Origin of the sequence: Actinotalea fermentans (genome assembly GCF_007991475.1) — a bacterium.
GTDB lineage: Bacteria > Actinomycetota > Actinomycetes > Actinomycetales > Cellulomonadaceae > Actinotalea > Actinotalea fermentans.
The window spans coordinates 173,471-196,109 of record NZ_BJYK01000005.1 but is presented as its reverse complement, the minus strand read 5'-3'; the positions used below and the strand labels follow the sequence as shown (position 1 = coordinate 196,109).

General features: G+C 71.6%; 21 protein-coding genes and 1 pseudogene. 13 read left to right on the top strand and 9 right to left on the bottom strand.

Translation table 11 applies throughout. From position 1 onward, the window contains the following. Positions 1–95 precede the first annotated feature (95 nt). Together AFE02nite_RS09995 and AFE02nite_RS09990 are read left to right on the top strand one after the other, a co-directional pair. A complete protein-coding gene (locus AFE02nite_RS09995; protein ID WP_034243208.1) occupies positions 96–833 on the top strand; it encodes a hypothetical protein in 738 nt (245 codons plus the stop codon). Between the two features lie 2 nt (positions 834–835). Further along, on the top strand, positions 836–1,999 hold the full coding sequence (locus tag AFE02nite_RS09990; RefSeq protein WP_052113361.1) for a helix-turn-helix domain-containing protein: 1,164 nt from the start codon (positions 836–838) through the stop codon (positions 1,997–1,999). Between the two features lie 347 nt (positions 2,000–2,346). Here AFE02nite_RS09990 and AFE02nite_RS09980 read toward each other — a convergent pair whose 3' ends face one another. The 3 genes from AFE02nite_RS09980 to AFE02nite_RS09965 form a co-directional block, all read right to left on the bottom strand. Beyond that, positions 2,347–2,964, bottom strand: coding sequence for a hypothetical protein (locus AFE02nite_RS09980; protein ID WP_034243203.1), 618 nt, complete (start codon positions 2,962–2,964; stop codon positions 2,347–2,349). A 4-nt stretch (positions 2,965–2,968) separates the two neighbouring features. Next, entirely contained in the window at positions 2,969–6,496 is a 3,528-nt protein-coding gene (gene mobF, locus AFE02nite_RS09975) for a MobF family relaxase (RefSeq protein WP_052113360.1), read from the bottom strand. Positions 6,497–7,007: 511 nt separating this feature from the next. Then, positions 7,008–7,595 carry a DUF4190 domain-containing protein gene (locus tag AFE02nite_RS09965; RefSeq protein ID WP_146819562.1) on the bottom strand — a complete coding sequence of 196 codons (588 nt, stop codon included), beginning with the start codon at positions 7,593–7,595 and terminating at the stop codon, positions 7,008–7,010. A 231-nt stretch (positions 7,596–7,826) separates the two neighbouring features. On the opposite strand from AFE02nite_RS09965, the gene AFE02nite_RS09960 reads away from it, so the two are divergent. Then, positions 7,827–8,390: an HD domain-containing protein gene (locus tag AFE02nite_RS09960; RefSeq protein WP_222594381.1), complete on the top strand. Its 564-nt coding sequence runs from the start codon at positions 7,827–7,829 to the stop codon at positions 8,388–8,390. On the opposite strand, the gene AFE02nite_RS09955 is transcribed toward AFE02nite_RS09960, so the two are convergent. Together AFE02nite_RS09955 and AFE02nite_RS09950 are read right to left on the bottom strand one after the other, a co-directional pair. After that, positions 8,378–8,848 (bottom strand): NUDIX domain-containing protein, encoded by a 471-nt coding sequence (locus AFE02nite_RS09955; protein ID WP_034243201.1) that lies wholly within the window; start codon positions 8,846–8,848, stop codon positions 8,378–8,380. The genes AFE02nite_RS09960 and AFE02nite_RS09955 overlap by 13 nt on opposite strands. A gap of 11 nt (positions 8,849–8,859) precedes the next feature. Further along, positions 8,860–9,561 carry an XRE family transcriptional regulator gene (locus tag AFE02nite_RS09950; protein ID WP_146819561.1) on the bottom strand — a complete coding sequence of 234 codons (702 nt, stop codon included), beginning with the start codon at positions 9,559–9,561 and terminating at the stop codon, positions 8,860–8,862. Between the two features lie 165 nt (positions 9,562–9,726). Between AFE02nite_RS09950 and AFE02nite_RS09945 the strand changes: the two genes are divergently transcribed. From AFE02nite_RS09945 to AFE02nite_RS18035, 4 genes and pseudogenes are all read left to right on the top strand, one after another. Beyond that, positions 9,727–10,593 (top strand): hypothetical protein, encoded by an 867-nt coding sequence (locus AFE02nite_RS09945; protein ID WP_034243196.1) that lies wholly within the window; start codon positions 9,727–9,729, stop codon positions 10,591–10,593. 67 nt (positions 10,594–10,660) lie between these two features. Next, entirely contained in the window at positions 10,661–11,320 is a 660-nt protein-coding gene (locus tag AFE02nite_RS09940) for a hypothetical protein (protein ID WP_052113358.1), read from the top strand. Positions 11,321–11,424: 104 nt separating this feature from the next. Further along, positions 11,425–11,838 (top strand): annotated as a pseudogene (locus AFE02nite_RS18040) (hypothetical protein); the annotation flags it as partial. Next, a complete protein-coding gene (locus tag AFE02nite_RS18035; protein WP_261765569.1) occupies positions 11,827–12,324 on the top strand; it encodes an NlpC/P60 family protein in 498 nt (165 codons plus the stop codon). The pseudogene AFE02nite_RS18040 and the gene AFE02nite_RS18035, both read left to right, overlap by 12 nt. A gap of 86 nt (positions 12,325–12,410) precedes the next feature. Here AFE02nite_RS18035 and AFE02nite_RS09930 read toward each other — a convergent pair whose 3' ends face one another. Then, positions 12,411–12,851, bottom strand: coding sequence for a hypothetical protein (locus AFE02nite_RS09930; RefSeq protein ID WP_034243194.1), 441 nt, complete (start codon positions 12,849–12,851; stop codon positions 12,411–12,413). Between the two features lie 587 nt (positions 12,852–13,438). Between AFE02nite_RS09930 and AFE02nite_RS09925 the strand changes: the two genes are divergently transcribed. Further along, positions 13,439–14,269, top strand: a complete 831-nt coding sequence (locus AFE02nite_RS09925; protein ID WP_034243192.1) for a class I SAM-dependent methyltransferase — start codon at positions 13,439–13,441, stop codon at positions 14,267–14,269. 158 nt (positions 14,270–14,427) lie between these two features. Here AFE02nite_RS09925 and AFE02nite_RS17410 read toward each other — a convergent pair whose 3' ends face one another. Continuing rightward, complete coding sequence (locus AFE02nite_RS17410) at positions 14,428–14,592, bottom strand: hypothetical protein (RefSeq protein WP_186814526.1); 165 nt, start codon at positions 14,590–14,592, stop codon at positions 14,428–14,430. 603 nt (positions 14,593–15,195) lie between these two features. Between AFE02nite_RS17410 and AFE02nite_RS09915 the strand changes: the two genes are divergently transcribed. The 5 genes from AFE02nite_RS09915 to AFE02nite_RS09895 all read left to right on the top strand — a co-directional run bounded on the left by AFE02nite_RS09915 (position 15,196) and on the right by AFE02nite_RS09895 (position 21,390). Next, a complete protein-coding gene (locus tag AFE02nite_RS09915; RefSeq protein ID WP_034243191.1) occupies positions 15,196–15,510 on the top strand; it encodes a DUF6112 family protein in 315 nt (104 codons plus the stop codon). 30 nt (positions 15,511–15,540) lie between these two features. Further along, positions 15,541–16,683 carry a hypothetical protein gene (locus tag AFE02nite_RS09910; protein WP_034243189.1) on the top strand — a complete coding sequence of 381 codons (1,143 nt, stop codon included), beginning with the start codon at positions 15,541–15,543 and terminating at the stop codon, positions 16,681–16,683. Then, the gene (locus tag AFE02nite_RS09905) at positions 16,680–18,152 is read left to right on the top strand and encodes an SCO6880 family protein (RefSeq protein WP_034243231.1); all 1,473 of its coding nucleotides are present in this window, start codon (positions 16,680–16,682) and stop codon (positions 18,150–18,152) included. Before AFE02nite_RS09910 ends, AFE02nite_RS09905 begins: the two co-directional genes overlap by 4 nt. Beyond that, a complete protein-coding gene (locus tag AFE02nite_RS09900; protein WP_034243187.1) occupies positions 18,149–19,639 on the top strand; it encodes a VirB4 family type IV secretion system protein in 1,491 nt (496 codons plus the stop codon). The genes AFE02nite_RS09905 and AFE02nite_RS09900 overlap by 4 nt, the downstream gene beginning before the upstream one ends. 407 nt (positions 19,640–20,046) lie before the next feature. After that, entirely contained in the window at positions 20,047–21,390 is a 1,344-nt protein-coding gene (locus tag AFE02nite_RS09895; RefSeq protein WP_261765568.1) for a type IV secretory system conjugative DNA transfer family protein, read from the top strand. A gap of 39 nt (positions 21,391–21,429) precedes the next feature. On the opposite strand, the gene AFE02nite_RS09890 is transcribed toward AFE02nite_RS09895, so the two are convergent. Continuing rightward, positions 21,430–22,263, bottom strand: coding sequence for a DUF5677 domain-containing protein (locus AFE02nite_RS09890; RefSeq protein ID WP_034243183.1), 834 nt, complete (start codon positions 22,261–22,263; stop codon positions 21,430–21,432). 114 nt (positions 22,264–22,377) lie between these two features. Then, on the bottom strand, positions 22,378–22,533 hold the full coding sequence (locus AFE02nite_RS17405; protein ID WP_186814525.1) for a hypothetical protein: 156 nt from the start codon (positions 22,531–22,533) through the stop codon (positions 22,378–22,380). Between the last annotated feature and the right edge of the window lie 106 nt (positions 22,534–22,639).

The window sequence follows — 22,639 nt, the reverse complement described above, 5'->3', positions numbered from 1 at the left end:
GACTGTAGAGGATGCGGTTCAGGGCCGTAACTTGACATATCTGCGCTCCTGGCTAAAGTCGAGCTTGATCAACCGAGGCGACGTGGGAGGCGCAGGTGGACGTGAGGCACGATCCCAGCTGGTACGACGAGTTCGCCGCCGATGACCGCGCGGCGATTGAGCACGCGATTCCGCTGGCGCTGCACCTGTGCCAGGAACGATCGGCGCGAGCCCAGCAGGAGTGGGCAGACCCCGATGGTGATCAGGACGTCTATGGAGTCGGCATGTCGCGCGGGGCTCCGAAGGAACTCGCTGCTCAGCTCAAGGGACTCTCCTCGTACCGCGATGTCCGGATCGCAGGTACTCGACGTTCGCTGATCCTCGTCGACGAGAAGCTCCTCTTCCTGCACCGCGTGGGCAAGTTGATGCCACGCAAGTACCAGCACATCCGCCTCCCCTACCTGCCGGACAGCCGCCGGGAACTCTTTTCGCGGACGAGTGACCGCAAGCACGTCCCTCAGGGGCTCTTCGAGCTCGAGCAGCCCGAGGACGATGTCGCCACGTTCTCCGACGTGCTTGCCGTCCTCGGGCGCGCTGCGAAGCCGGACACGCTCTACGTGCCGTACTACAGCAGCACACCGGCAGGGATCGGCGCGATCTACTGGGGGCCAGCGCGCCTCGTCGGCCACTACCTGGAGTTCACGCAGCCGAGGCGACTCGCGTACGTCAGTGCTCCCACCGCTGTCGAGGCGCCACCGGTCATTTCCCACATCGCGGGTGGCTTCGCCGATGGGCGGCGTCCTCGCACGGCGACGAAGTTGCGGCCGCGCCCCAGCCAGCACGAGGGCTCCTGACCGTGGTCAGGCCTACCTCTACCGCAGACGCCCTCCGACTCGCGGACGTCGCACGCGCCTTCGACCCGGCGAGGCTGACGCAGGCGCGGCGGATGTGTCGGATGTCCAAGAGCGAGCTGCATGACGCCGTCGGCGTCTCCGCGGCGGCCATCGGCCAGTACGAGCGCGGTGAGGTCAAGCCGCGCGCGGACACGGTCGCCGCGCTCGCACGCGCGCTTCGAGTGCCGCCGGGCTTCTTCGCACATGGTCGTCCACGTGTTCAGGTCGATATCGCCGAGGCATCCTTCCGTCGGTTGCGATCGACGACGGTCGCGCAGCAGCAGCAGGCGATCGCATACGTGGAACAGGTCTGGGAGCTCAGCTGCTACCTGGAGGAGAGCGTCATCTTCCCGTCGGTGGACCTGCCGCACTGGGCGGCGCCCGACTCCTACGACGTTCCAGACCCGATCTCCGCCGCACGACTGATGCGCAAGCACTGGGGTCTTGGCCTGGAGCCGATCAAGCATCTGGTTTACCAGCTTGAGCAGCACGGCATCCTCACCGTGCTCTTCTCCATGAAGCAGGACGGTGACCGCGACGACAAGAGCCGAATCGACGCATTCTCAACAACCGCGCTGCCCCGGCCGGTCATCGTCCTGACGCCAGACAAGGCGAACGACGTGATGCGTCACCGCTTCTCAGCCGCGCACGAGCTCGGACACGTCGTGCTCCACCACGGTCGGCAAGGCACGGACAGCCAGATGGAGCGCCAAGCCAACACCTTCGCAGCAGAGTTCCTGACACCCCGCGACGTCATCGGGGACCTGCTGCCACGCCGGATCAACTTCACACGGCTGGAGGAGCTCAGTCAGGTGTGGGGCGTGTCGGTGGACTCCCTGCTCTACCGCTTGAAGGAACTGGAGATCGTCTCGGAATCGACGCAGCGAAGGGCCTACGCGACACTCAACAGCCTTCCCCGCCGCTCACAGCCCATCTGGGACTACGCAGGCGAACGGCCCGAGCTACTCAAGAACGCCATCGAGTTGCTCGACGGAGCGGGCGTATCCCTGGCGCAGATCGCAGAGGACCTGCAGATGGCGCCGCAGCACATCCGCCGCCTTGCCGATATCGACGACCCCAAACCCCGACTCACCCTCGTCAAGACCCCCGACAACCGTCTCAGGTAGACGGCTGCCCGTGCCGAGTTGCGGGCGACACCCAGGAGAGAGAGGAGCCGCCATGGCTCACAGGTCCGCTATCACCGGTCGCTACATTTCGAACGCTGCGGCCGCGCGACATCCGAGGACGACCGTTACGGAAGCCGGGAGCAACAAGTCGGCCGGCACCCACAACAGGTCGGCTATCACGGGCCGCTACATCTCCGACGCGGCGGCCGCTCGGCATCCGAAGACGAGCGTCACGGAGACGGGCAAGTAGCGGCGCAGCAGGCGAGGGGGCGTTCGATCTCAATGCCGATGAGATCGAACGCCCCCTCAGTTCGCTGACTCTAGTTCGCCGCGGCCGTAGTCGAGGGTCAGTGTCGGTCGAGAAGCGCTTCAGCCGCACGGATGACGTCGGCAGCGCCGGTGCGTGCACGACGCGCCGCGAGCCGCGCGGCGTGGGTCGCTTGCCACCGCCGCCGCGCCGACGCCTTCCGCTCGGCGCGCCGGGCCGCCGCGACTTCCGCCGGGTCCATCCAGTCGACCAACCTCCCTGTGCTGTTGCCCAACACCACGAGCGCGAAGGAGCCAGAGGGTAGAGCCGCCTCGGACAGCCAGACGTCAGTTGATGTGCCGTCGTGGACGTCAGAGATCAGGGCGCGCTGACCAGCCGGGGAGCGCCCGAGGGTCTGCTCGATGCACAGCAGATGCGCGTGCTCTGCCGCGGCTCCCTCGCGAAGGACCTGAAGGTGCTCCGCCGCCCGGTGGTCGCGGGCCGGCCCGAGCACGGTGCGGACTGCCGTCAGGAGCAGCCAAGTGAGCGCGGCGGCCACCGTTGTGAGCCACCCAATGAAGAACGGGCCGGCGGGAACGAGGCGCATGGTGCCCGACGGCAAGAGGGCTGGCCCGAAGGTGACGGTCGCGAGCAACACGAGAGGCGCGCCAACGGCGCGCGCCCAGCGGGCGACTTCGCAGAGGATCAGCCTCGTCATATCATCACCGTCCCACGCCGCTCTGACGCTCGAGGCCCGGCGCCTGCGCCGCAGGTATCCGTGCTTCCGGGCTTGGCGTCATCGCGCCGAGACCCCGCTGGACCGACAGGGCTGCGGCGGCCGCCGCCCGTGCGTTGGCCTGCTGCCGATCGGCCACGGCGCTGGCGCCGAGGGCGCGTGCCGCATCGGTCACGCTGTGCCGCTCCCGATAGGCAGCGACGGTTCGCGCGCGCTTCTCCCACCGCGAGCGTGCAGCCGCACCGGCGGGGACCGGGCCAAGCTCTCTGAGCCACGGGGCAGCGGCTGCCCGGGCCCGCTCGACGAGTAGGTCCGCGCGTTCGTCGAGCAACCGCTCGCGCGCCATGAGCGCAGCCGCGATCTCCCCGGGTACGGCGTGTGACGCCGCAGGGATCAGTCCGCACACAAGCCGCGCGGGACGCGCTCGGTTCCCGGCGATGCTCGCCGTGGTCCATCCGTCGACTCGCTCGTGGAGCACTGACGCGATGTCGACGGCCCCGATGTCGGCCCGGTTGGCGAGGGCAGGCAGGGCGGCGTCGACGTTGAGGCCGTGCGCCTCGGCCCGGCGCAGGGACGTTGTGAGGGCTCCGAACGCGGGCGACGCCTCGATCGCTCGGACCTGATCGGACGTGAGGCCCGACTGCCCAAGCAGCGCCGTCCAGTGCGGAGCCTCAGCGAGGTGCGCGATGGTCTCGTACTCCGCGGCGAGAGTCCGGATCGAGCCGACCGCCTCCGTCTCGTCGAACCGGACTTCGTGAGCGGACGTGGCAGCGCCGACGTGGCTCAGCACGGCGGTGAGCACACCACGGCTGGTCGGGGCGACGTCGGCGAAGCCCTGCAGCGGTTCGGGGAGGACGTCGGTGCAGACGTACGCCCGGTTCGACTGGCGCGCCCGGGTGAGAGCGACGTAGAGGACCTCGCGCGTCATCGACGCTCCGCTGATGACCGCGTGCGCGGTATCGACGGTCGCGCCCTGCGCCCGGAACGCGGTGGTGGCGTAGCCGAGCTCGACGTGCTCGGCGGTGTACGTCGCGGGTAGGACGACCGCCGGTCCGCCCACCTCGCGCCGGACCGCGAGGGCGCCGTCGTCGTGGCGGGCGACGACGGTCCATGTGTCCCCGTTCTTGACCCAGCCCTCGCCGACGCCGAGGTGGCGGTCGTTCCGTCGGGTGACGATCCGGTCGCCGACGCCGGCCACGAGGCCGTCGTGCAGGACCGCCCCGTTCGCCCCGACGGCGCCGGCGGCGACAAGCTCGGCGCGGGCGCGCTCGTTGAGCAAGCGGACGGTGTCGCGGTCGCCGGCGATGAGCAGGGACCGCAGCCCGGCTCGCTCGTCGGCCGCCCACGCGAGGTATGCGGCGTCCACCATCGCGGGGTGGTCCCCGGCCGACAGGCGGTCGTGGGCGTCGTAGTCGTCGAGGCATGACGGGTCACCGACCCGCAGCCGGGTGGAGGCGTCGCGCTCCCAGGCGTGGGCGAAGCGGCGTGCGGCGCCGAGCTCGGGGACGCCGGGGCCGCAGTTCCGGGCGAGCAGGCCGAAGGCCCCGCCGGCGTCGATCGCGGAGAGCTGCGCCCAGTCGCCGACGAGCAGCAGCTTGGCGCCCGCATCGCCGACGCACGCGGCGATCCTGTCCATCGGCAGCGTGCCGGCCAGAGACGCCTCGTCGAGGATCACCAGCTGGCCGGGGTGGAACCGCCATTGCTCGACCTGAGCGGTGAGTCGCGCGAGGTGGTCGGCCAGGGTGCGGGCGGTAGCGACGTCGGGGGCTGCGTGCATGGCGGCGCGGGCGCGGTCGATGCGGTGCAGGCGGTCGGGTTGGGCGTCGTGCTCGACGAGCCACTTCGCGGTGTTCTCGCAGCCGATGCCGAGGCTCTGCGCCAGGACGTCGGCCGCCGCGGCGGACGGCGCGAGCCCGACGACCGAGCCGGGTCCGTGCTCGGACTCCCAGGCGGCGCGCAGGGCTGCCAGTGCGTGGGTCTTGCCCGATCCGGCTGCTCCGACGAGGACGTCGACGACGTGCCCCGACGTGGCGATCGCTGCAACGGCGTCGGCCTGGTCGTCGAACAGTGCGCCTGGCGCCGATTCCGGCGCGGTGGCGAGGGCGGGGCCGTTGCGGTCTCGGCCCGCGGCCAGGAGTCGTGCCTCCGCGTCGAGCAACCGCTGGGACGTGTAGCGCTCGCTGCGGTGCGGGCGGAACGCGGAGCCGCCGTCGTGCCGACGCAGGGCGGTGGGGACGGGCGCGACCTCGGGCGGGGTGAGCAGGACAGAGCGCCGGGCGACCTCGTCGGCCACCATCGCGGTGGCTGCGTCGCGCGCGTCCGACGTCGCGAAGCGGTGGGCCTTCAGGGCGCGCGACACCTCGGCGTCGACGTTCCAGCGCGTCCATGTCGAGCGCTTGCTCGCGAGTGCGGCCAGGACTGCCTCTGCGGCGTCGGCCACGAGAGCGTCTGGCCGCTCGGTCGCGGCGGGGGCCAGCGATCGTGTTGCGGCGAGGGCCTTTGCCGCCCACGCGGTAGGGCTGGCACCCACGACCTCGGCGGCGCGTGCATGCCACTGGGACGTGAGGTCTTCGAGCGAGTGGACAGCCTTCGTGTCGCGGGTGGCCAGGGTCGCGTGCTGCCGAAGGCGGAGGACGGTCACGGCGTCGGGCCGCCTGCCGTGCGCCTCGAGGTAGGCCTCGATCAGGCGGTCGGTCTCGGCGTCGATCGCGGCCGAGCGGCGGGAGAACGCGGCGACGAGCTCGGGCGGGACGGCGGCCAGCTGGTACGCGGGGTTCCGTCCCGGCCCGCGCTCGCGGTACTCCCAGTCGAGCCCCAGCCGCGCCGTGATGTGGTCGGCGAGGAGGGCGTCGTACCGCTCCGACATCGCGACCACGGCCCTCAGCGCGGCGCGGGAGTCGAGCGTGCGCCATCTGCCGTCGGGGCCCTGCGCGCGGTTGGCGATGACCACGTGGGTGTGCAGGTTCGGGTCGTTCGCGCGGGAGTCCCAGTGGTCGAATGCCGCTGCGGCGACGCCGCGAACGTCGACCTGCGCGACGCCGTTGGTGCCGATCCGGGTCTTGGCGACGTCGCGCTCGATGAGGGCGACGACGTCGGCGATCGCCTGGCGGTGGCAGGCGTAGATGAGCTCGCGGGTCGACGGGTCGGCCAGAGCCCACAGGACGGAGACCGACTTCTCGGCCGTGAACGTAAAGTCGAACCCGGCGACCGGGCGCCGAGGGTCGCCGTCGGCGTACACGTGTGGGGACCGCCCAAGCGCGGTGCCCGTGGCGGGGTCCTCGCCGTTGGCGAAGAGGCGCTCCATCTGGACCGGGGTCACGAACGAGCCCTCGGGGATGCCGCGACCGTCGGCGAGCCCGGCGAGCCCGGTGCCCAGCCAGGTTCCGGGCGGCGTGCCGTGCGCGGAGTAGTACCGCGTCATCGGCGAGCCTGCGGCGGGCCGACCGTGGTCCTTGGTCACCGAGTCGAGCAGGTACGTGTACGACTGGCCGGCGTACCGGACGCACGCGCTCATCACGCCGCGCTGCCGATGCTCTCGGCTCGCGCCTTCGCCGTCCGGGCACGGGCCGCGCGCTGACGGCACGCGTCCGAGCAGTACCGCGCCGAGGCCCGGGCATGCGGGCGGAGACGACGGCGGCACACCTGGCATCGACGGACGGCGCGACCGCGCCGCCACGCCCGCGTCTGGCAGACCCGCGAGCAGTAGACGGCGTCGCGCCGACGGGCGGTGAGGGTCGCGCCGCACTCGGGGCAGCGGCCGACGGCGGCGCCGCCGGTCGGTGTGGGCGTGGAGGATTCGGCCCACGTGCGGGTGGGCCAGCGGCGTCGGCGGCGTGGAGTGGTCGGCATGGCCTGGGGAGAGCCGGCGCCGCGCACCTCGTTACGGAACCGGCCTCACATGCCAGAGGCGTGGACGCGATCGAGCACGATGGGGTTGTCGGGACAGGGCGGTCGTCGCTGACGGCGATTGCCAACTCCAAGCACGTTCGACCGTGCTGAGCCGGTTCTGGCGGGCGTCGTCGGCGTCAGAGCGCGAGGAGCAGCAGGAAGAAGGCGATGCTGGCGTACCCGATCACCAAGCCGGCGGTGGCGAGGCCCTCCCCGTTCTCGCCCGTCTGCGCGATCTGGCCCTTCGCGACGTGACCAAGGATGACCGCCAGGACGCTTCCGCCGACGAGGGAGAGGACGAAGGAGGCGATGGCGAGTCCGTTCGTGCCCTGGTTCCGGAGCGCGCTCAGCGGGACCTGGACTGCGCGGCCGTTGGCGTCGAGCACCTGCACGTACTGTGCCGAGGACCCGCCTGGCCGAGGCGTCGTCTGGCGTCGGCGGTAGCCCTCGATCGCGGCCTCGGCCTCACGGCGCTTCCGGAACGCGGCGATCGCAGCCGCGGCCTCGTCGTCGGGAGCTTCGCCGAGCGGGCCCGGATCCGCCGGCCGCAGGTGGGGGAAGTCGCGGTAGATGCCGCGCAGCGTGTCCTGAGGGGTCGTGGGATTCGCTACGAGTGTGGGCAAGAGGTAGAAGTCCGAGGCGAGCTCGGCCAACACCTCCGGCTCCGTCCCGGGATCGGCCGCGAGCGCCTCGCGCTCCGCCTTGGACAGGGCCGCCAGGTCCATCGCCGTCTCCGCTCACCCGTCTCTACTTGCCGGTCGCCCCGTTCTACCGCGCGGAGGTGGGGACGGGGTGCCGAACCTGGGTGAAACCCGCCGGAGCCCCGTTACGACTCCTCTTCGGCGGACCGATGCCCGGCGGTGGGGTGAAGGCCGATGCGCCCCCGGGCAGGGGCCAGAGCATCGCGGCCCTGATCGGCATCGCTCGCGCTGGCGGTCCCGTCGTACCGTGACGAGGTGATAGCCGAGGCAGTGGTCGCGGGCGCTGAGAGGCATGCGGGCGAGCTTCTCGGCGTCGGCACCGCTCGCTGGCATCACTCCGCCGGCGTCGCTACCGCGGCCGCCTCCCTTTCGCGGATGTTCAGCGAGGAGGATGCCGAGCTTCTCGTCGCCGCCGCCTGGCTGCACGACATCGGTTACTGCGCCGAGCTCCTCGACACCGGCTTCCACCCGCTCGACGGCGCCCGTCACCTCCGCGCACTCGGCGCCCCTGATCGGCTCTGCCGACTCATCGCGAACCACACCGGTGCGTGGGCCGAGGCAGAGTCTCGAGGCCTTGCGGAGCTCCTGACCGCCGAGTTCCCCGCTGAGCAGTCGCCCGTCGCCGATGCGCTCACCTACGCCGACCTCACCACGGGCCCAGCCGGCCAGCCGTTGAGTGCGGAGGAGCGCATCGCCGAGATCCTCGAGCGCTACGAGGCTGGTCATGTCGTGCACCGGTCGATCCGCCAGGTGACACCTGAGCTTCTCGCGACAGTCCGCCGGGTTGAGCAGACGCTGGCCCCCGTTCAGCCGAGGTAGGGCTCTCTCCGCCCTTCGAGGAAGTGGTCGATCCGCTTCCGCATCGACGGATGGATCCTCAGCCCGTCGAGCTCCTCCGGGGCAACCCACCTCAGCTCTTGGCTCTCGGAGTCCTTCTCGAGAGTCCCACCGACCACCTGACACTCGAAGGCGAGCGTGAACTGCTGCCGCACCTCGCCGTCCGTGTAGGCGATGACGTGCTTGGGGTCGGTGTAGAGCCCGACGAGCCTGGTCACCTCGACGTCGAGCCCCGTCTCCTCGCGGACCTCGCGGACCACCGTCTCGACGATGCTCTCGCCGAAGTCGTGGGTCCCGCCCGGCAACGCCCACAGGTCGTTGTCGACGCGGTGCTCAAGGAGGATCCGGCCCTGGTCGTCAGTGATGCAGCCGACGGCCGCGGGCACGACGCTGTTCGGCGTCGGCGCATCCGGATCGTCGTAGTAGTCGGTGCGGGCCACGGGACCTCCGCTCATTCGTACGTGCGGGCGTCGTGCCAAGCGATCTCGAAGCTTCGAGCGTATCGATCGAACTGGAAGCCGCCGGGGCTCCGTCGCACGTGGAGAACCGGCGCCTGAGCGGCCGGCGTTCCGAGGATGTGGTGGTTCGCGAGCAGATCGGTGTCGGAGATGTAGAGCGATGCGTAGAGCGTCGTCGCGTGCAGGCGCACCTCGATGCCCGGGTGGCCGATCAGCGGTTCGATGATGCGGAGGCTGTTCCTCACCCGCGCGGCCATGTCGATCCCCTCTTCCTCTCCCCGCCTCGCGACGACGGGGGAGTCGGGGTCGCCCAGTGCCAGCCGGATCCGCACGCCCTCGCTCGCCCGCAGACGGAGGCAGTCGAGCACTCCGGGGTCAACCTCGAACCACGGGAGGCCGGCGTAGACCAGGACGCTGAACGACGTCGTCGGGCCCCTGACGAGGTCCGTCCACAGGTGGTGGGGCACGAGGCCGCGGTGCGCATAGAGGTGGCTCTCCTGTGGCCCTGGCGACTGCGTCGGCAGGTCGGCCGGGCTCTGCCAGAGGTAGGACGGCTCCACCTTGAGGACCTTCGACACGGCCCACTGGTTGTATGCCCGCGGGATGCGGCCGTCGCGGATCCACCGCTCGACGGTCTTCGCGTCGACCTGTGCCGCCTCGCCCAGCGTGGCGGGGTTGAGGCCGGCGGCGTGCATCGCCGTCTCGAGCTGGACGTTCTTCATGGCCGTACCTCCCTCCCGGCGGCGGGACGTCCGGTGCTCGCCGGGACGTCCCGAAGCGTCCCGACGTGACCTGCCGCCGTCCTGTGGGCCCGGCTTCCGATGGATGTCATGCGATGCCTCTCGGAAGTCCCCGACACCATGTCCACCGCGCTCATCGCCCCTGCCTCCTCGCGCTCCGGCGAAGTCGACGTCCTCGACGTCGACACCAACGAGGGCCTGCGCGCCGCGCTCGGCGAGGTGGCCACCCTTGGCTGGGAAGGCGTCGCCGGGCGAGCGGTGATGCGTGCACTCACCAAGAGGTGTGCCAAGTGGGGGGCCAACATGGCGCACAGGGACTGGGCCGGCGGTGAGACCGACCCCGGCGACGTCCTGACACTCGCCTGGATCACCCTCGACAGGTTCGCGCGCAACGTCGCGGCGGCAGAGGCGCCGTGGGCCTACCTGTGGACGGCGGTGGGCCGCGCGATGGCTGTGGAGGGCGCGGCGGCGGCGATGCTCAGTGCTCGTGCGGTCCGGCGTCCCCGCAGCGAGTGGCCCGTCGGCGTGAACCGCCTGGGCGCCGACGACGAGTGCCTGGCGACCTGCGCCGGGCTGGACGGGACCGCTTCAGATGCGGCCGGAACCGGCCGGTCTCCTGCCCTCAGGGCGCTCGTTCGACACCTTGCCGGCGCCGACCGCGCCGAGGCCGAGTTCTGGGCCGACGCCGTCGATCGTGCGCTCGACGTCATGGCTGGCGCGCGGCGGTCGTACGAGGAGGTCGCCCTTCGCCGTGACCTGTACCTGCGCGACGTCCTGAAGCTGAACGGTGCTGAGCTCGCCGCCCTGGCCGCTCTGCTCATCGGCCCGCGGCGCGGCGACCGGGCGGCGCAGTCGCTGCTCCTCGCTCTGCACCGTGACCCCGCTGCTCGCCCCGCCGACGTCGTCGGTGCCGTCGACCGGATCGCCTTCCTGACGTCGCGACAGCACGCCGCAGCCGGTGCCCTGGCTGACGCGGCGGCCGCCTGACACGTCCGAGCGTCCGGCGTGCGCACAGGGAGGCGTCCCTGAGGCACACGCCCAGCGGGAGGTCAGGATGAAGAAGGCGCTCGGGATCGCAGCTGCCATCGGCGCACTCCTCGTGGTCGTCGTCACCGCCTGGACGATGCGCGGCACGCTCGCGCCGGGTGCGGCGCCGTCGTCCGATCCCCCGAGCGCCACTGCCCCGGCCGGCCGGAACCCCGAGCGCACTCCGCGCGCCGACACGCCCAGCGGGGCGACGTCCCTGCCGCACACAGAGGAGCCCGACGCCTACGCGACGGCCGTCGCCGAGACGCTCTTCGCCGTCGACACCCGGAGCCTGGACCCAGCGGACTACCAGGACGTCCTCCTTGCCGACGCGGACCCGGGGCTCAGCGAGACCGGCCGCGCCGACCTCGAGGCACTGGTCGCCGCCCGCATCCCCGCCGACGAGCTGTGGCAGCGCATGCGCGCCAACGAGCAGCGGTCGACGTTCGAGGCGGGCGACGTTTGGGAGCCGGGCTCCTGGGCGCAGGTGGTCACGAGCGGGCAGGCCGAGCCGGGTTGGGCGATGCGGAACGTCACAGGCATCGAGACGACGACGTACGTCGAGGCCGGCGTTGAGAAGACCGCCTCCCGCGAGCGGACGGTCACCATCGGCATGCGATGCCCGGCCGACGGCGCCGACGTCGACCGCTGCCACCTGGTCCTGGTCGGCGCGACGGTCGTGCCCTGATGCTCGCGAAGGTTGGCGCCGCCGTCGTCGCGGGCGTCCTCGTCCTCACCGGCGCGCTGGCAGGTCTGGCCGGCTCCCTCCAGTCGGAGAGTGGCTGCGCCGTCGCCGCCGGGCCGGTCGTGGATCTCGACGACGAGCAGGCGGCGTCCGCGCGGGTGATCGTCGCTGTCGGCCAGCAGCGGGACGTGCCTGCGCGGGGACTCCTGATCGCGTTGATGACCGCGATGCAGGAGTCCGGCCTGCGCAACCTCGACTACGGCGACCGCGACTCGCTCGGGCTGTTCCAGCAGCGGCCGTCGATGGGCTGGGGGACGCCGGAGCAGGTGCGCGAGCCTGCGTACGCGGCCGCGGCATTCTTCGGTGGTCCGTCCTCGCCGACCGGCAACCGTGGCTTGCTCGACGTCGACGGGTGGGAGGCGATGGCGCTCACTGAGGCGGCTCAGGCCGTGCAGCGGTCGGCGTTCCCGGACGCCTACGCGAAGTGGGAGGCCGGCGCTCGTGCGTGGCTGGCGGACATCCTCGACGACCCTGCGGCTGCGGCGTCGGCAGGGTGCGCACCGGCGTCTGAGTCCGCACGTGTCGCGATCGCGGCCGCCGAGCAGTGGCTCGGCACGCCGTACGCCTGGGGCGGTGGTGACCTGAACGGCCCGACGCTCGGCTTCGGCTCGGGCGCCGGCACGGTCGGCTTCGACTGCTCGGGCCTCACGCGCTACGCCTGGGCGCAGGCGGGCGTCCTGCTGCCGAGGACGTCACGGGACCAGTGGAACGCGCCCGGCGTGCGAGTGACGACGATGGCGCAGCTCCAGCCGGGCGACCTCGTGTTCTTCGCGCATGACCTCGGCGACCCGTCGACGATCTTCCACGTGGCGATGTCGCTGGGCGGCGACGCGATGATCGAGGCGCCGCAGACGGGCGACGTGGTGAAGATCGAGCAGCGCGTGTCGCAGAGCTCGTACTGGGCGCCGAAGTTCATCGGCGGTCTCCGGCTCTCTGGAAGCTCCTGAGTCCATCACTCGACACGGGGAGTGCCTCGGACGCGATCTCTACGAGACAGTCTCCCCGAGCGTCTCAAGCGCCGGCTGGGAGTCGTTCAGTCCTCAGCGAGCCGAAGCGGCTCGTCCGTGAGTGCCCAGGCGATCCAGTCCTCGTACGTGCGAGTGTCGGTGATCTGAAGCACCCGTGGCGTGGCCCCAGCGATTCCACGGAACACGAAGTTCCAGTCCGACTCCTGTCCCGAAAGCAGTTGATAGTTGCATTCGGGGTTCCCGGGGATGCGGTAAGTCTCGAAGACCGGCGCGAGCTCGCGTTGCTCAGTGTCGAACACCTGCACGTACCAGGTCAGCACCCCCGCACACGACAGGTCCACCGTGCCGTTCGAGTTGTTGACGAAGTGCGTGTGGAAGACGACGAGTTGCTCGCCCTCCGCAGCGGTGATCGGGACACCGTCCGTGGTCGCGACTTCCTGAACAACCTCAATCGACTTCAGAGTGAGGACGCCGCCGGCGAACTCCTCGGCGGTCTCGCCCAGCATGTATGTCCCTGGCACCCGCGTCGGGGAAGGCGTAGGCGTAGGCGTCGGTGTGGACTCCGTCGTCGGTTCCGCGGTGGCGGTTCGCGTCTCCGAGGCCTCGGTGGTGTCCTCCGAGGCACTGCCCGGCTCCTGCGCTCCGCACGCCGACAGAGCCAGCACCGCCGCGAGTGCCGCAACGGACAGAGCGCTTCGCATCGCACACCCCCGGCCTTGACGCGGCGATCGCAGTTGTCGCCCGCACCATGCACCCTCCCATAGTGCGCAGACAGTGATCAGGCCCAACCGGGTGGTTGGGCCCTCTCTCCGGTCGGGCTCATCGGGACCTTCGGCGCGCCGGTGCATCGCAATGGGCGGATGCGTTCTCGCGCGGTGCTCAGCGCGACCGACGTCGGCGACGGCCAAGCATGCGCAGTCTCCTCGCTCCCTAGGAGAGAGGCGCCCTTGCCAGGAATCGGGTGGTCTTCGTCGTCGGTGCGGATCCGCATCTCGAGGGGCGCGGCGCCCCCCATTGGATTCCGGTGTGACGGTGGCGCCCGGTGGGCGCGACCGGGACTGCCGCTGGCGCGCGGTCGGGCACACTGCCGGTCATGACTGCTGAGGACAGGGAAGCGACGCGCGCCTACTACGACGAGTTCGGCGACGCCGAGTGGAACCGTCTTGTCGGCGACGTGGCAGGGCGCGTGTCCCTGGAGGTACACCGGCGCTTCCTCGCCCGGTTCGTGCAACCGGGCGCCCGCGTGCTCGAGGTCGGAGCCGGGCCCGGTCGGTTCACGACCGAGCTCGCCGCACTGGGCGCGACCGTCGTGGTGACGGACATCTCGCCGGTCCAGCTGGGTCTGAACGAGCGGTACGTCGGCTCCACCGAAGCCGAGGCCGCGGTGGAGCGGCGCGAGCTGCTGGACGTGTGCGACGTCAGCCGCTTCGCGGAGGGCGAGTTCGACGCAGTCCTGGCCTACGGCGGTCCCCTCTCGTACGCGTTCGAGGAGACCGAGGCGGCGCTTCGCGGGCTCCTGCGCATCACCGCCCGCGGCGGGGTCGTCGTCGGTTCGGTGATGTCGATGCTCGGAACGTGGCGCTACCAGCTGCCCGGGGTGGTCAAGGTCGCGGCCGCGTTCGGCGAGGAGGCGAACGACCGGGTGCTCGCGACCGGCGACCTGCGCCACCTGGCGGGGTCGGCGCACGTGTGCCAGATGTTCCGCGCCGGCGGCTTCGCTGACTTGGTCTCCGCGGCGGGCGGGCGCACGCTCGCGATGAGCGCCAGCAACTGGGCATCGCTCGGCGACCCTGACGTGCTGGCCGACCTCGAGGCGGACCCCGACCGTTGGACCCGGTTCCTGGAACACGAGGTCGCTGCGTGCGCCGAGCCCGGCGCAGCCGACGGCGGCACGCACATCCTGTTCGCCGCCGAGCACGCCTGACCTCAGCGCTCCGACGAGGAGCTGAAGACACAGCGCACAAAGCGTCAGCGGAGGGGTCCGGGTGACCGTCTTCGGTGCAGTGCCCGTCGACGATAGGCGGCGTGGCCCCATGGCGCCTATCCGCCGCGTGGCGGCCCCCCGGAGCCGCACTTGGCGGCTCACAGGAACACAGCGGTGATCAGCAGGCCCAGGACGATCAGACTCGCGAGCGCACCAGCAACGCTTTTGAGCATCGCCGCGACGACGGTGATCTTCTCTGCCGTTGCCCGACTGAGCTGGAAGGTGAAGAGCGCATCATCAGCATCACGGGGGCGTCGTGCCATGTGCCGGTCCTTTCGGAGCGAACGCATGAGTTCAGGGTGTCCTCACGCGACCGTCCCGAGGACGGCACATACAACTGTGACCATGACCTCGGACACCGCCGACACCCTGCCTGACCTGCGCATACATCCAATTGGCCGCGATCGCTCAGGTGAACATGAGACGTTTGTCAGGTGATCCCTGACGGCTGCGACTCCCACCAACGTGCCGCCGCGAGGCTCCTCAGGAGGGCTGTGGAGGAACTCGCCCGTTGCCGGCCGGACGAACCCGTTGAACTTCGCGAACTCGCGGCGGCGCTTGCAGCGGTCAAGCTCGCCAAGGAACTGGAGCGCAGGGCGGTAGCCGCGGCGCGGAGCACGAATGGCCCGTCCGCGCTGGGCTGGCCACGGTCCAGTCCCGGAAGGAGGACGTGGGCCGAGATCGGCTCGGCGACGGGGATGACGCGACAGTCGGCGCACGAGCGCTGGGCTCGAAGGCTCGACGAGGAAGCTGCCCACGACAGGTAGTGCGTCACGCGATGTCCATGGCGTGGTCTCGGTGCGCATGCACGCGCCTCCCAGTGGCGAGCCGCCCTCGCGCGGAACCTTGGCCACCCGGAGCCCACCATGTTCGCGACGCCGTACGCCCTCGCCGCCCTCCTACCGTTCGACGACCCCGGCATCTCGTCCAATACCTCGGGCCTGCCCGGCCTCGCGCAGCTCCGTGAGATCGTCGGGGCGCTCCTGACGTTCGGGCTCGTTGCCTGCGTCGCGGCGCTGGTGGTGTCGTCCGTCGTGTGGGGGTTCGGCTCCAACTCGGGGAACCCGCACCTGGCCGGCCGGGGGAAGACCGGCGTCGTTGTCGCGGCTGGGGCGGCGCTGCTCATCGGGGCGGCGAACGCGATCGTGACGTTCTTCTCGAACACCGGCTCGCTGGTCTGACGCGGCTCCCGAACGAGCGGAGCCGAGCTCATGGACATGTGCGACCTGCTGCCCATCTCGCCTGCGTGCCTCGCCTCGGACGCCGTGTCCGGCGTGGGGAGCTTCGCGGCGGGCGGGATCCTCGACTCGATCGGCGGCGCGTTCGCGTCCGCCGCCGAGAGCGTCATAAACGCGGTGTTCGACGCCATCTCGACGACGACCACCGTCGACCTCAGCGCCGAGTACGTGACCCGCAACGCGGCGGCGCTCGGCTCGGTCGCCCTCGTCGTCATCGTCGGCCTGTTCGTCGTCCAGGTCATCGCTGCGGCCATCCGTCGGGAGCCCGGCGGCCTGGCGCGCGCGGTCACCGGCGCAGGCATCGCGACGCTCGGGACCGCAGCCGCGGCCGCCGTCGTACAGGCGTTGCTCATCGCGGTCGACGGGATCTGCGACGGCATCGCCGGCCTCGCGGGCACATCCATTCAGGACGCGGCGCGAGGGCTGATCGACGTGGCGCTCCTCACCGAGGTGGCCACCGCCGGTGCCAGCGGCGCGGGCGGCGCCTTGCTGATCGTCTTCGGCTTGCTGTTCATCGTCGGCGCCGCCCTCACGCTTGGGACGCTCTTGGTCCGCCAGGCGCTGATCGTCATCGCCGTGGTCGTCGCGCCCCTCGCGCTGGCCGGAGGAGCCGCCCGGATCACCTCGGGCTGGGTGATCCGCTGGGTCCAGGTCACCCTCGCGCTGATCCTGTCGAAGCTCGCCATCGTGATCGTCCTGGTCGTCGCGGTGGGGATGGTCGGCGGGGCGACAGGCATCGGCGCCCTGCTCTCGGGCCTGATCCTGCTGCTCCTGGCGTCGCTGGCCCCATGGGCGTGCTTCAAGGTGCTGGACTTCGCGGGCACGCATGTCGCCGGGGAGTGGCACCGGTCGACCAACGGTTCGACCATCGCCGTCGCGAACCAGGGCCGCATCAGCGTCCAGTCGATGGTGCGCTCGGTCACAGCCGTCGTCGGCGGAGCGAGTGCCGGCCCGGCTGGCGCGGCTGCCGCCGGCGGCGCCGCAGCCTCTGGGTCGTCCCGGTCCAGCGCGCAGCCGATCCCCGTGCTGAGTCACGCTTGGTTCGCCCCGGCCGCGTCTCCGCCCGCCGCGCGCCAGCCGGCGTCCGCCCCGTCGACATCTGGGGAGCCCTCATGACGATCGCTGCTGCACGCCCGCGCGCCACCGGTACCGGGACGCCCGGAACCGTTCGCTTCGGCCGTCGGTCCACGCGCGGCGTCCTTCTCGGCCTCTCCGGGCCGCGTCTGGTGTCGCTCGCCGTCGCCCTGCTCATCGTGGTTCCCGCCGTGTACTCGGCAGGCATTCCGGGCGTCGTCGTCACGGCGCCCGCGTGGGGGCTCGCGGTGGCGGCTGCGTCGGTGTCGGTGGCCGGTCGGCATGCCGCCGAGTGGGTGCCCGTGTACGGGCACTGGCTGCTGCGCCGGGCCCTGCACCAGAACGTCTACGGCGTGCGGGTCCTCGCCCCGCGCCCCGCTGGGACGCTGGCACTGCCCGGCGACGCCGCCCGCCTGCGCCTGCACCACGACGAGCTCACGGGCGCGGCGATGATCCACGACCCGCACGCCAACACCCTCACGGCCGTCGCCAAGGTGCGGCACCCGTCGTTCGTCCTCCAGTCGCCCAGCGACCAGGAGCGGCGCGTCGCGGGCTGGGGTCGCGCACTCGCCACCGCGTGCGCGTCGGGGCAGATCGCCCGGGTCCAAGTGCTCGAGCGGACCTTGCCCGACTCCGGTGCGGGCGTCCGCAACCACTGGGCGGCGCGCGGAATTCCAGGCGACTCCTGGGCGTCCCGCCAGTACCGCGAGCTCCTCGAGCAGGCCGCGCCCGCGACCGAACGTCACGAGACGACGATCAGCATCAGCCTCGACATGTCCCGTGCCCGGCGGGCCGTGCGGGCCGAGGGCGGCGGCGTCGGGGGAGCGGCCGCGGTGCTGCGTCGAGAGCTGACGACGGTCGTTGCGGCGCTGCGCGCGGCCGAGATCACCGTCGAGGGCTGGGTGGACCCCGAGGACCTGTCGGTCATGCTCCGCCTCGCCTACGACCCCGAGGCTGCCCGCCGCATCGATCGCGCCGCCATCGGGCGCAGCGTGGCCACGGCCGGGCCGGTGACCGTTCAAGAGCACCTGGACCATCTACGCACCGACACCGGCGTCCACGCCGTCTACTGGATCAGCGAGTGGCCGCGCTCGGAGGTCTACCCCGGCTTCCTCTCGACCGTCCTCCTGGCTGCGGGCGTCCGCCGGGCAACCTCGATCGTCGCCCAGCCGCTGACCACCACCGAGGCGATGCGGGCGGTCCGCAAGGAGCGCGTCGAGTACCAGACCGACGCCGCGCACCGCGCCCGCATCGGCCAGATCACCGACGCCGGCGCCGAGCAGGAGTGGGCCGACGTCACCCAGCGCGAGCGGGACCTCATCGCCGGGCACGGCGACCTGCGCTTCGCCGGCTTCGTCGTCGTGACCGCGCCGGACCTCGACGCCCTGCAGGCGGCGCGGTCCGCGATCGAGCAAGCCGCCGTCCAGGCCGGGTGCGAGACGCGGCTGCTCCTCGGTCAGCAGGCACAGGCCTTCGCCGCGGCCGCGCTGCCGCTGTGTAGGGGGATCTGAGCGCCGTGGACGCCCCGCGCACGCATGCGACCCAGCTCGTCGCGCCCGCGGCCGAGCTCGCCGCAGGTCGCCGCGAGCGACGGCGCCGTCTGGCGGCGGCGCGACGCTCGGCGCACGCCGAAGCGCTCGCCGCGCGTCGTGACCGCCTTCGGGCCGACGGACAGGGCAGAAGTCCCGCCTACCTCCCGCGATCCGGCGACCCGGGCCCTGCCGCGCTGCGCTCGTGGCTCCCCTTCGCCGTCCCGCCGCACGCGGCGACATCGGCCACCCTTGCGGGCGCCTACCCCTTCCTCGCCGAGGCCGGACTTGGCTCTGACGGCGTCCTGATCGGCACTGACCTGCTCTCGGGCGGCGCGTTCGTCTACGACCCGTGGGAGCTCTACGCGCAGGGGCTGATCACCAATCCGAACGTGCTGCTCGCCGGGGTGATCGGCACCGGCAAGTCCGCCCTGGCCAAGTCGCTGGCGACCCGGTCCCTGGCCTTCGGGATCCGCGTCTACGTCCCGGGTGACCCGAAGGGCGAGTGGACCGCGGTCGCACGCGCGGTCGGTGGCGCGACCATCGCGCTGGGGCACGGGCTGCCCAACCGGCTCAACCCGCTCGACGCCGGGCGGCGCCCGGACGGGCTGCCCGACGAGCAGTGGTCCGGCCTCGTGTGGTCCCGGCGGCGCGAACTGCTCGGCACCCTCGCGGAGACCGTGCTCGTCCGGGCGCTGCGGCCGGTCGAGCACACGGCCCTCGACGCCGCCCTGGCCGACGCAGTGGCTGCTTGCACCGAGCCGACCCTGCCCGACGTCGTCGCCCTGCTCATCAACCCGCTCGGCGCCGACGACGTCGACGCCGACCAGCTGCGCACCGACGGGCGCGAGGTCGCCCACGCGCTGCGGCGGCTCGTCCGCGGCGACCTCGCGGGGATCTTCGACGGACCGTCGACCGTGGCCTTCGACCCGGACGCGCCGATGGTCACCCTCGACCTGTCGCAGGTGTCGGGCAACGACACCCTGCTCTCGCTGGTCATGACGTGCGCATCGGCGTGGATGGAGGGCGCGCTGCTCGACCCGGCCGGCGGTCGGCGGTGGGTGGTCTACGACGAGGCGTGGCGGGTCATGCGGCACCCCGCACTCATTCGTCGGATGCAGGCCCAGTGGAAGCTGTCGCGCGCGTACGGCATCGCCAACCTCATGGTGGTCCACCGGCTGTCCGACCTCGACGCCATCGGCGACCTTGGCTCAGAAGTCCGCGCCCTCGCCCAAGGCCTGCTCGCCGACTGCTCGACGCGGATCATCTACCGCCAAGAGGCCGACCAGCTCGCCGGATCCGCCCTGGCGCTCGGGCTGACCGAGACGGAGACCGAGCTGCTGCCCACGCTCGGCGTCGGGCAAGGGCTGTGGCGCATCCACGACCGGGCGTTCGTCGCCCAGCACCAGCTGACGCGCGGGGAGCTCGAGGTCTTCGATACCGCGGCGCGGATGGCGGGGCGGCCGTGAGTGCTGGCATGGGCCGCGAGCCTGGGAAACGCGTGGCGCCGCCGGGGTCGCTGACGGACGTCGCCTTCGGCGCTCTGGCCGCACTCGTGGGCGCGGCTGGTGTGCTGTGGGTAGGCGCTGCCGCGGCGGCTGTCGTGACTGGGCGCGAGGCACCGCAGGCCGGGTTGGCGGGGTCGATCGCCGTCGTTCGCGAGCCGTCGGATCCGAGCGCCGCATGGAGGACGCCGATGCCTGGGCCCGTTGGCTACTGGGCTGTGACGGGTGTGGTCGTCGTGGTGGCAATCGCTCTGGCGATCGCGCTCGCTCGATGGTCCCGCCGGGATGCGCGACGTCGTCGTGCCGACCCGCGCAACCTCCAGGGCACCGCGACCAGGGGCGAAGTGCTGGAAGCTGCTGGACCGCGGACCGTGACCCGGCGCGCACGCCATGCCCGGCCGTCGCTGCCCCACCCGCGCCCTCGTGAGGTCGGCTACCTGCTCGGCCGGTCGCACGGCGCGCAGGCGTGGGCGTCGGTGGAGGACTCGATCCTCGTCGTCGGGCCGCCGCGGTCGGGCAAGGGCCTGCACATGGTCATCCCGATGCTCTTCGACGCCCCGGGTGCCGTCGTCACGACATCGACCCGGCCGGATAACTTCGCCGTCACCTATGCGGCGAGGCGAGAGGTCGGGCCGGTCGCGGTCTTCGACCCTCAGGGTCTCGCGGCCGGTGTGCCCGACGGGCTGCGATGGTCGCCGGTGCGCGGGTGCGACGTCCCGCAGATCGCGATGATCCGCGCGCGAGGCCTGGCCGCCGGGACCGGCATCTCGCGGGGCACCGACGGCGGTGACTTCTGGCAGGCGCAGACCGAGACCGTCCTGCGCGCGCTGCTGCACGCTGCGGCGTTGGATGGCAGGGCTGCGCGCGACCTCTACCGGTGGTCGCTCGACCCGGCGGCAGCCACCGAGGCCATCACGATCCTCGGACGCCCGTCGGCGGCTCCGGGGTGGGACAACGCGCTCGAGCAGGCCGCGAACTCTGACTCCCGGACCCGCGACTCCATCTGGCTCGGCGTCCGGCAGGCGCTGTCCGCGCTGGCTGACCCCCGAGTGCTCGACGCGGTCTCGCCGCGGGAGGGCGAGGAGTTCGACCCGGCTGCGTTCCTGCGCGACCGGGGGACGCTGTACGTGCTGGGAACCGCATCCGGGGCCGGTGCCGCGGCGCCGATCGTGGCTGCGCTCGTCGAGGACATGGTGGAGACTGCCCGACGGATCGCGGCGGCGTCGCCCGGTGCGCGGCTCGACCCACCGCTGCTCCTAGCCCTGGACGAGATCGGCAACCTCGCGCCGCTGCCGTCGCTGCCCGCGTTGATGTCGGAGGGCGGCGGCTCGGGCGTCACGACGCTCGCCGTGCTCCAGTCGCTCTCGCAGGCCCGCGACAAGTGGGGCGAGCAGCAGGCAGGCACGCTCTGGGACGCCGCCATCGCCAAGGTCATCCTCGGCGGCGGCTCGAACGCCCGAGACCTGACCGACCTCGCCACGTTGATTGGCGACCGTGACGAGGAGCTGACGTCGGTCTCCCGCGACCACTACGGCGGACGGTCGACGTCGTCGAGCGTGCGGCGGGTGCCGGTCATGGACACGTCGCGGCTTCGGACGCTGCCGTTCGGGACCGGGGTGCTGCTGCTGCGGACGGCGCCGCCCGTCGTGCTGGACCTCGCGCCGTGGACCACTCGTCGCCAACTCCAGCGGTTGCCACACGGCCCCGCCTCGTGAGGGACCCGGACTTCGGTTAGGTGCGCGGGCCGCACGACATCAACGAGGACGACTCGCGTGTGCGCGCCCGCGGGCCCGGTTGGCCTTGTTCCAGGCGATGAAGCCCTCGTTCGTCATCGTCGCCTGGCCGGTCGGGACACCGAACTCCTTGGCGTAGCCACGCAGAAGTGCACGGTGCGGGTGGTTCCGGTCGACCCTGTCCCAGGCGAGACAGCCCAGAATGACGAGGCTGGTGGAGATGCCGAGCCAGGCGTCTTCGGGGGTGGGGCGCGCACTCGTCGCCAAGCGGAGCCCGACGGGCGAGGTCTTGTCCTCAACCAGGTACAGGTCGGTAAGCATCAGGCTGGGGTGGGTGTAGTTCGAGGCGATCCGGTAGTAGGCGTAGACCTTCTCGCCGCCTTGGATCTCCTTGCAGAGCGTCTCGAACACCTTGCCCGACGTTGCGTGGTCCAGTACGGCGTTGGCCACGACCTCGCGAGCTTCGGCCACCACGGGATCGTCGCTGGCGAGGATCCCCGTGCTCACCGCAGTCTCCAGGGCAAGGCGCCTCTTCTTCGCACCTTCGACGATCACCGCGCCAACGTTCTCGCGGTATCGCTCCATCCATACGCACCTCATCGCGAACTCGATGATCTGTCGCACGAGGGGCATTGCGGCGAGATGCAGCCCAGCGCGGTGGAGCGTCACAAGCCCTTCGGCGAGGGCCACGAGGTGGCAGGTATTCGCCCAGATCACGGGGACGAACTGGCGCGCGAACCGCGTGTGAACCGTCGGGCCGCCCGTGCCGACGCGCCACGTCCGGACGATGTCGTCAAGCACCTCGAGGCAGCGTTCGGGGCCTGGAACCACCGTTTGGGCGTCGTCGCTGGGCACATCGCGAGGCTAGCCACGGTGAGAGATGCGGACGTTCGTTTCGCCGTGTGCAGTCGAGACGGCATGCCATCCTCGGGCGCTCGGCGGGCGCCCGAGGACGGCGGGAGACCGAAGTCAGTCCATGTCGCGGCAGTGCTTGCAGCGCGGGTGGCCGCCGGTCCCGTCGACCTTGTTGTACCAGGGGATCTGCTGGCCGGAAGGGCAGTTGTCGTGGTCGTGGTAGACGTCGGGGTCGGACGGGTTGGACGAGTGATATGCGGCGACCTTCATAGTGGCTCCCTTGCCACGGCCTCCCGGCCGGAGGCGACGTGATCAAGGTAGGTCGCTCCTCCGACACCGCCTGCTGCGCGTGCGCGCCGGGCGGTCTCCCCTCTGC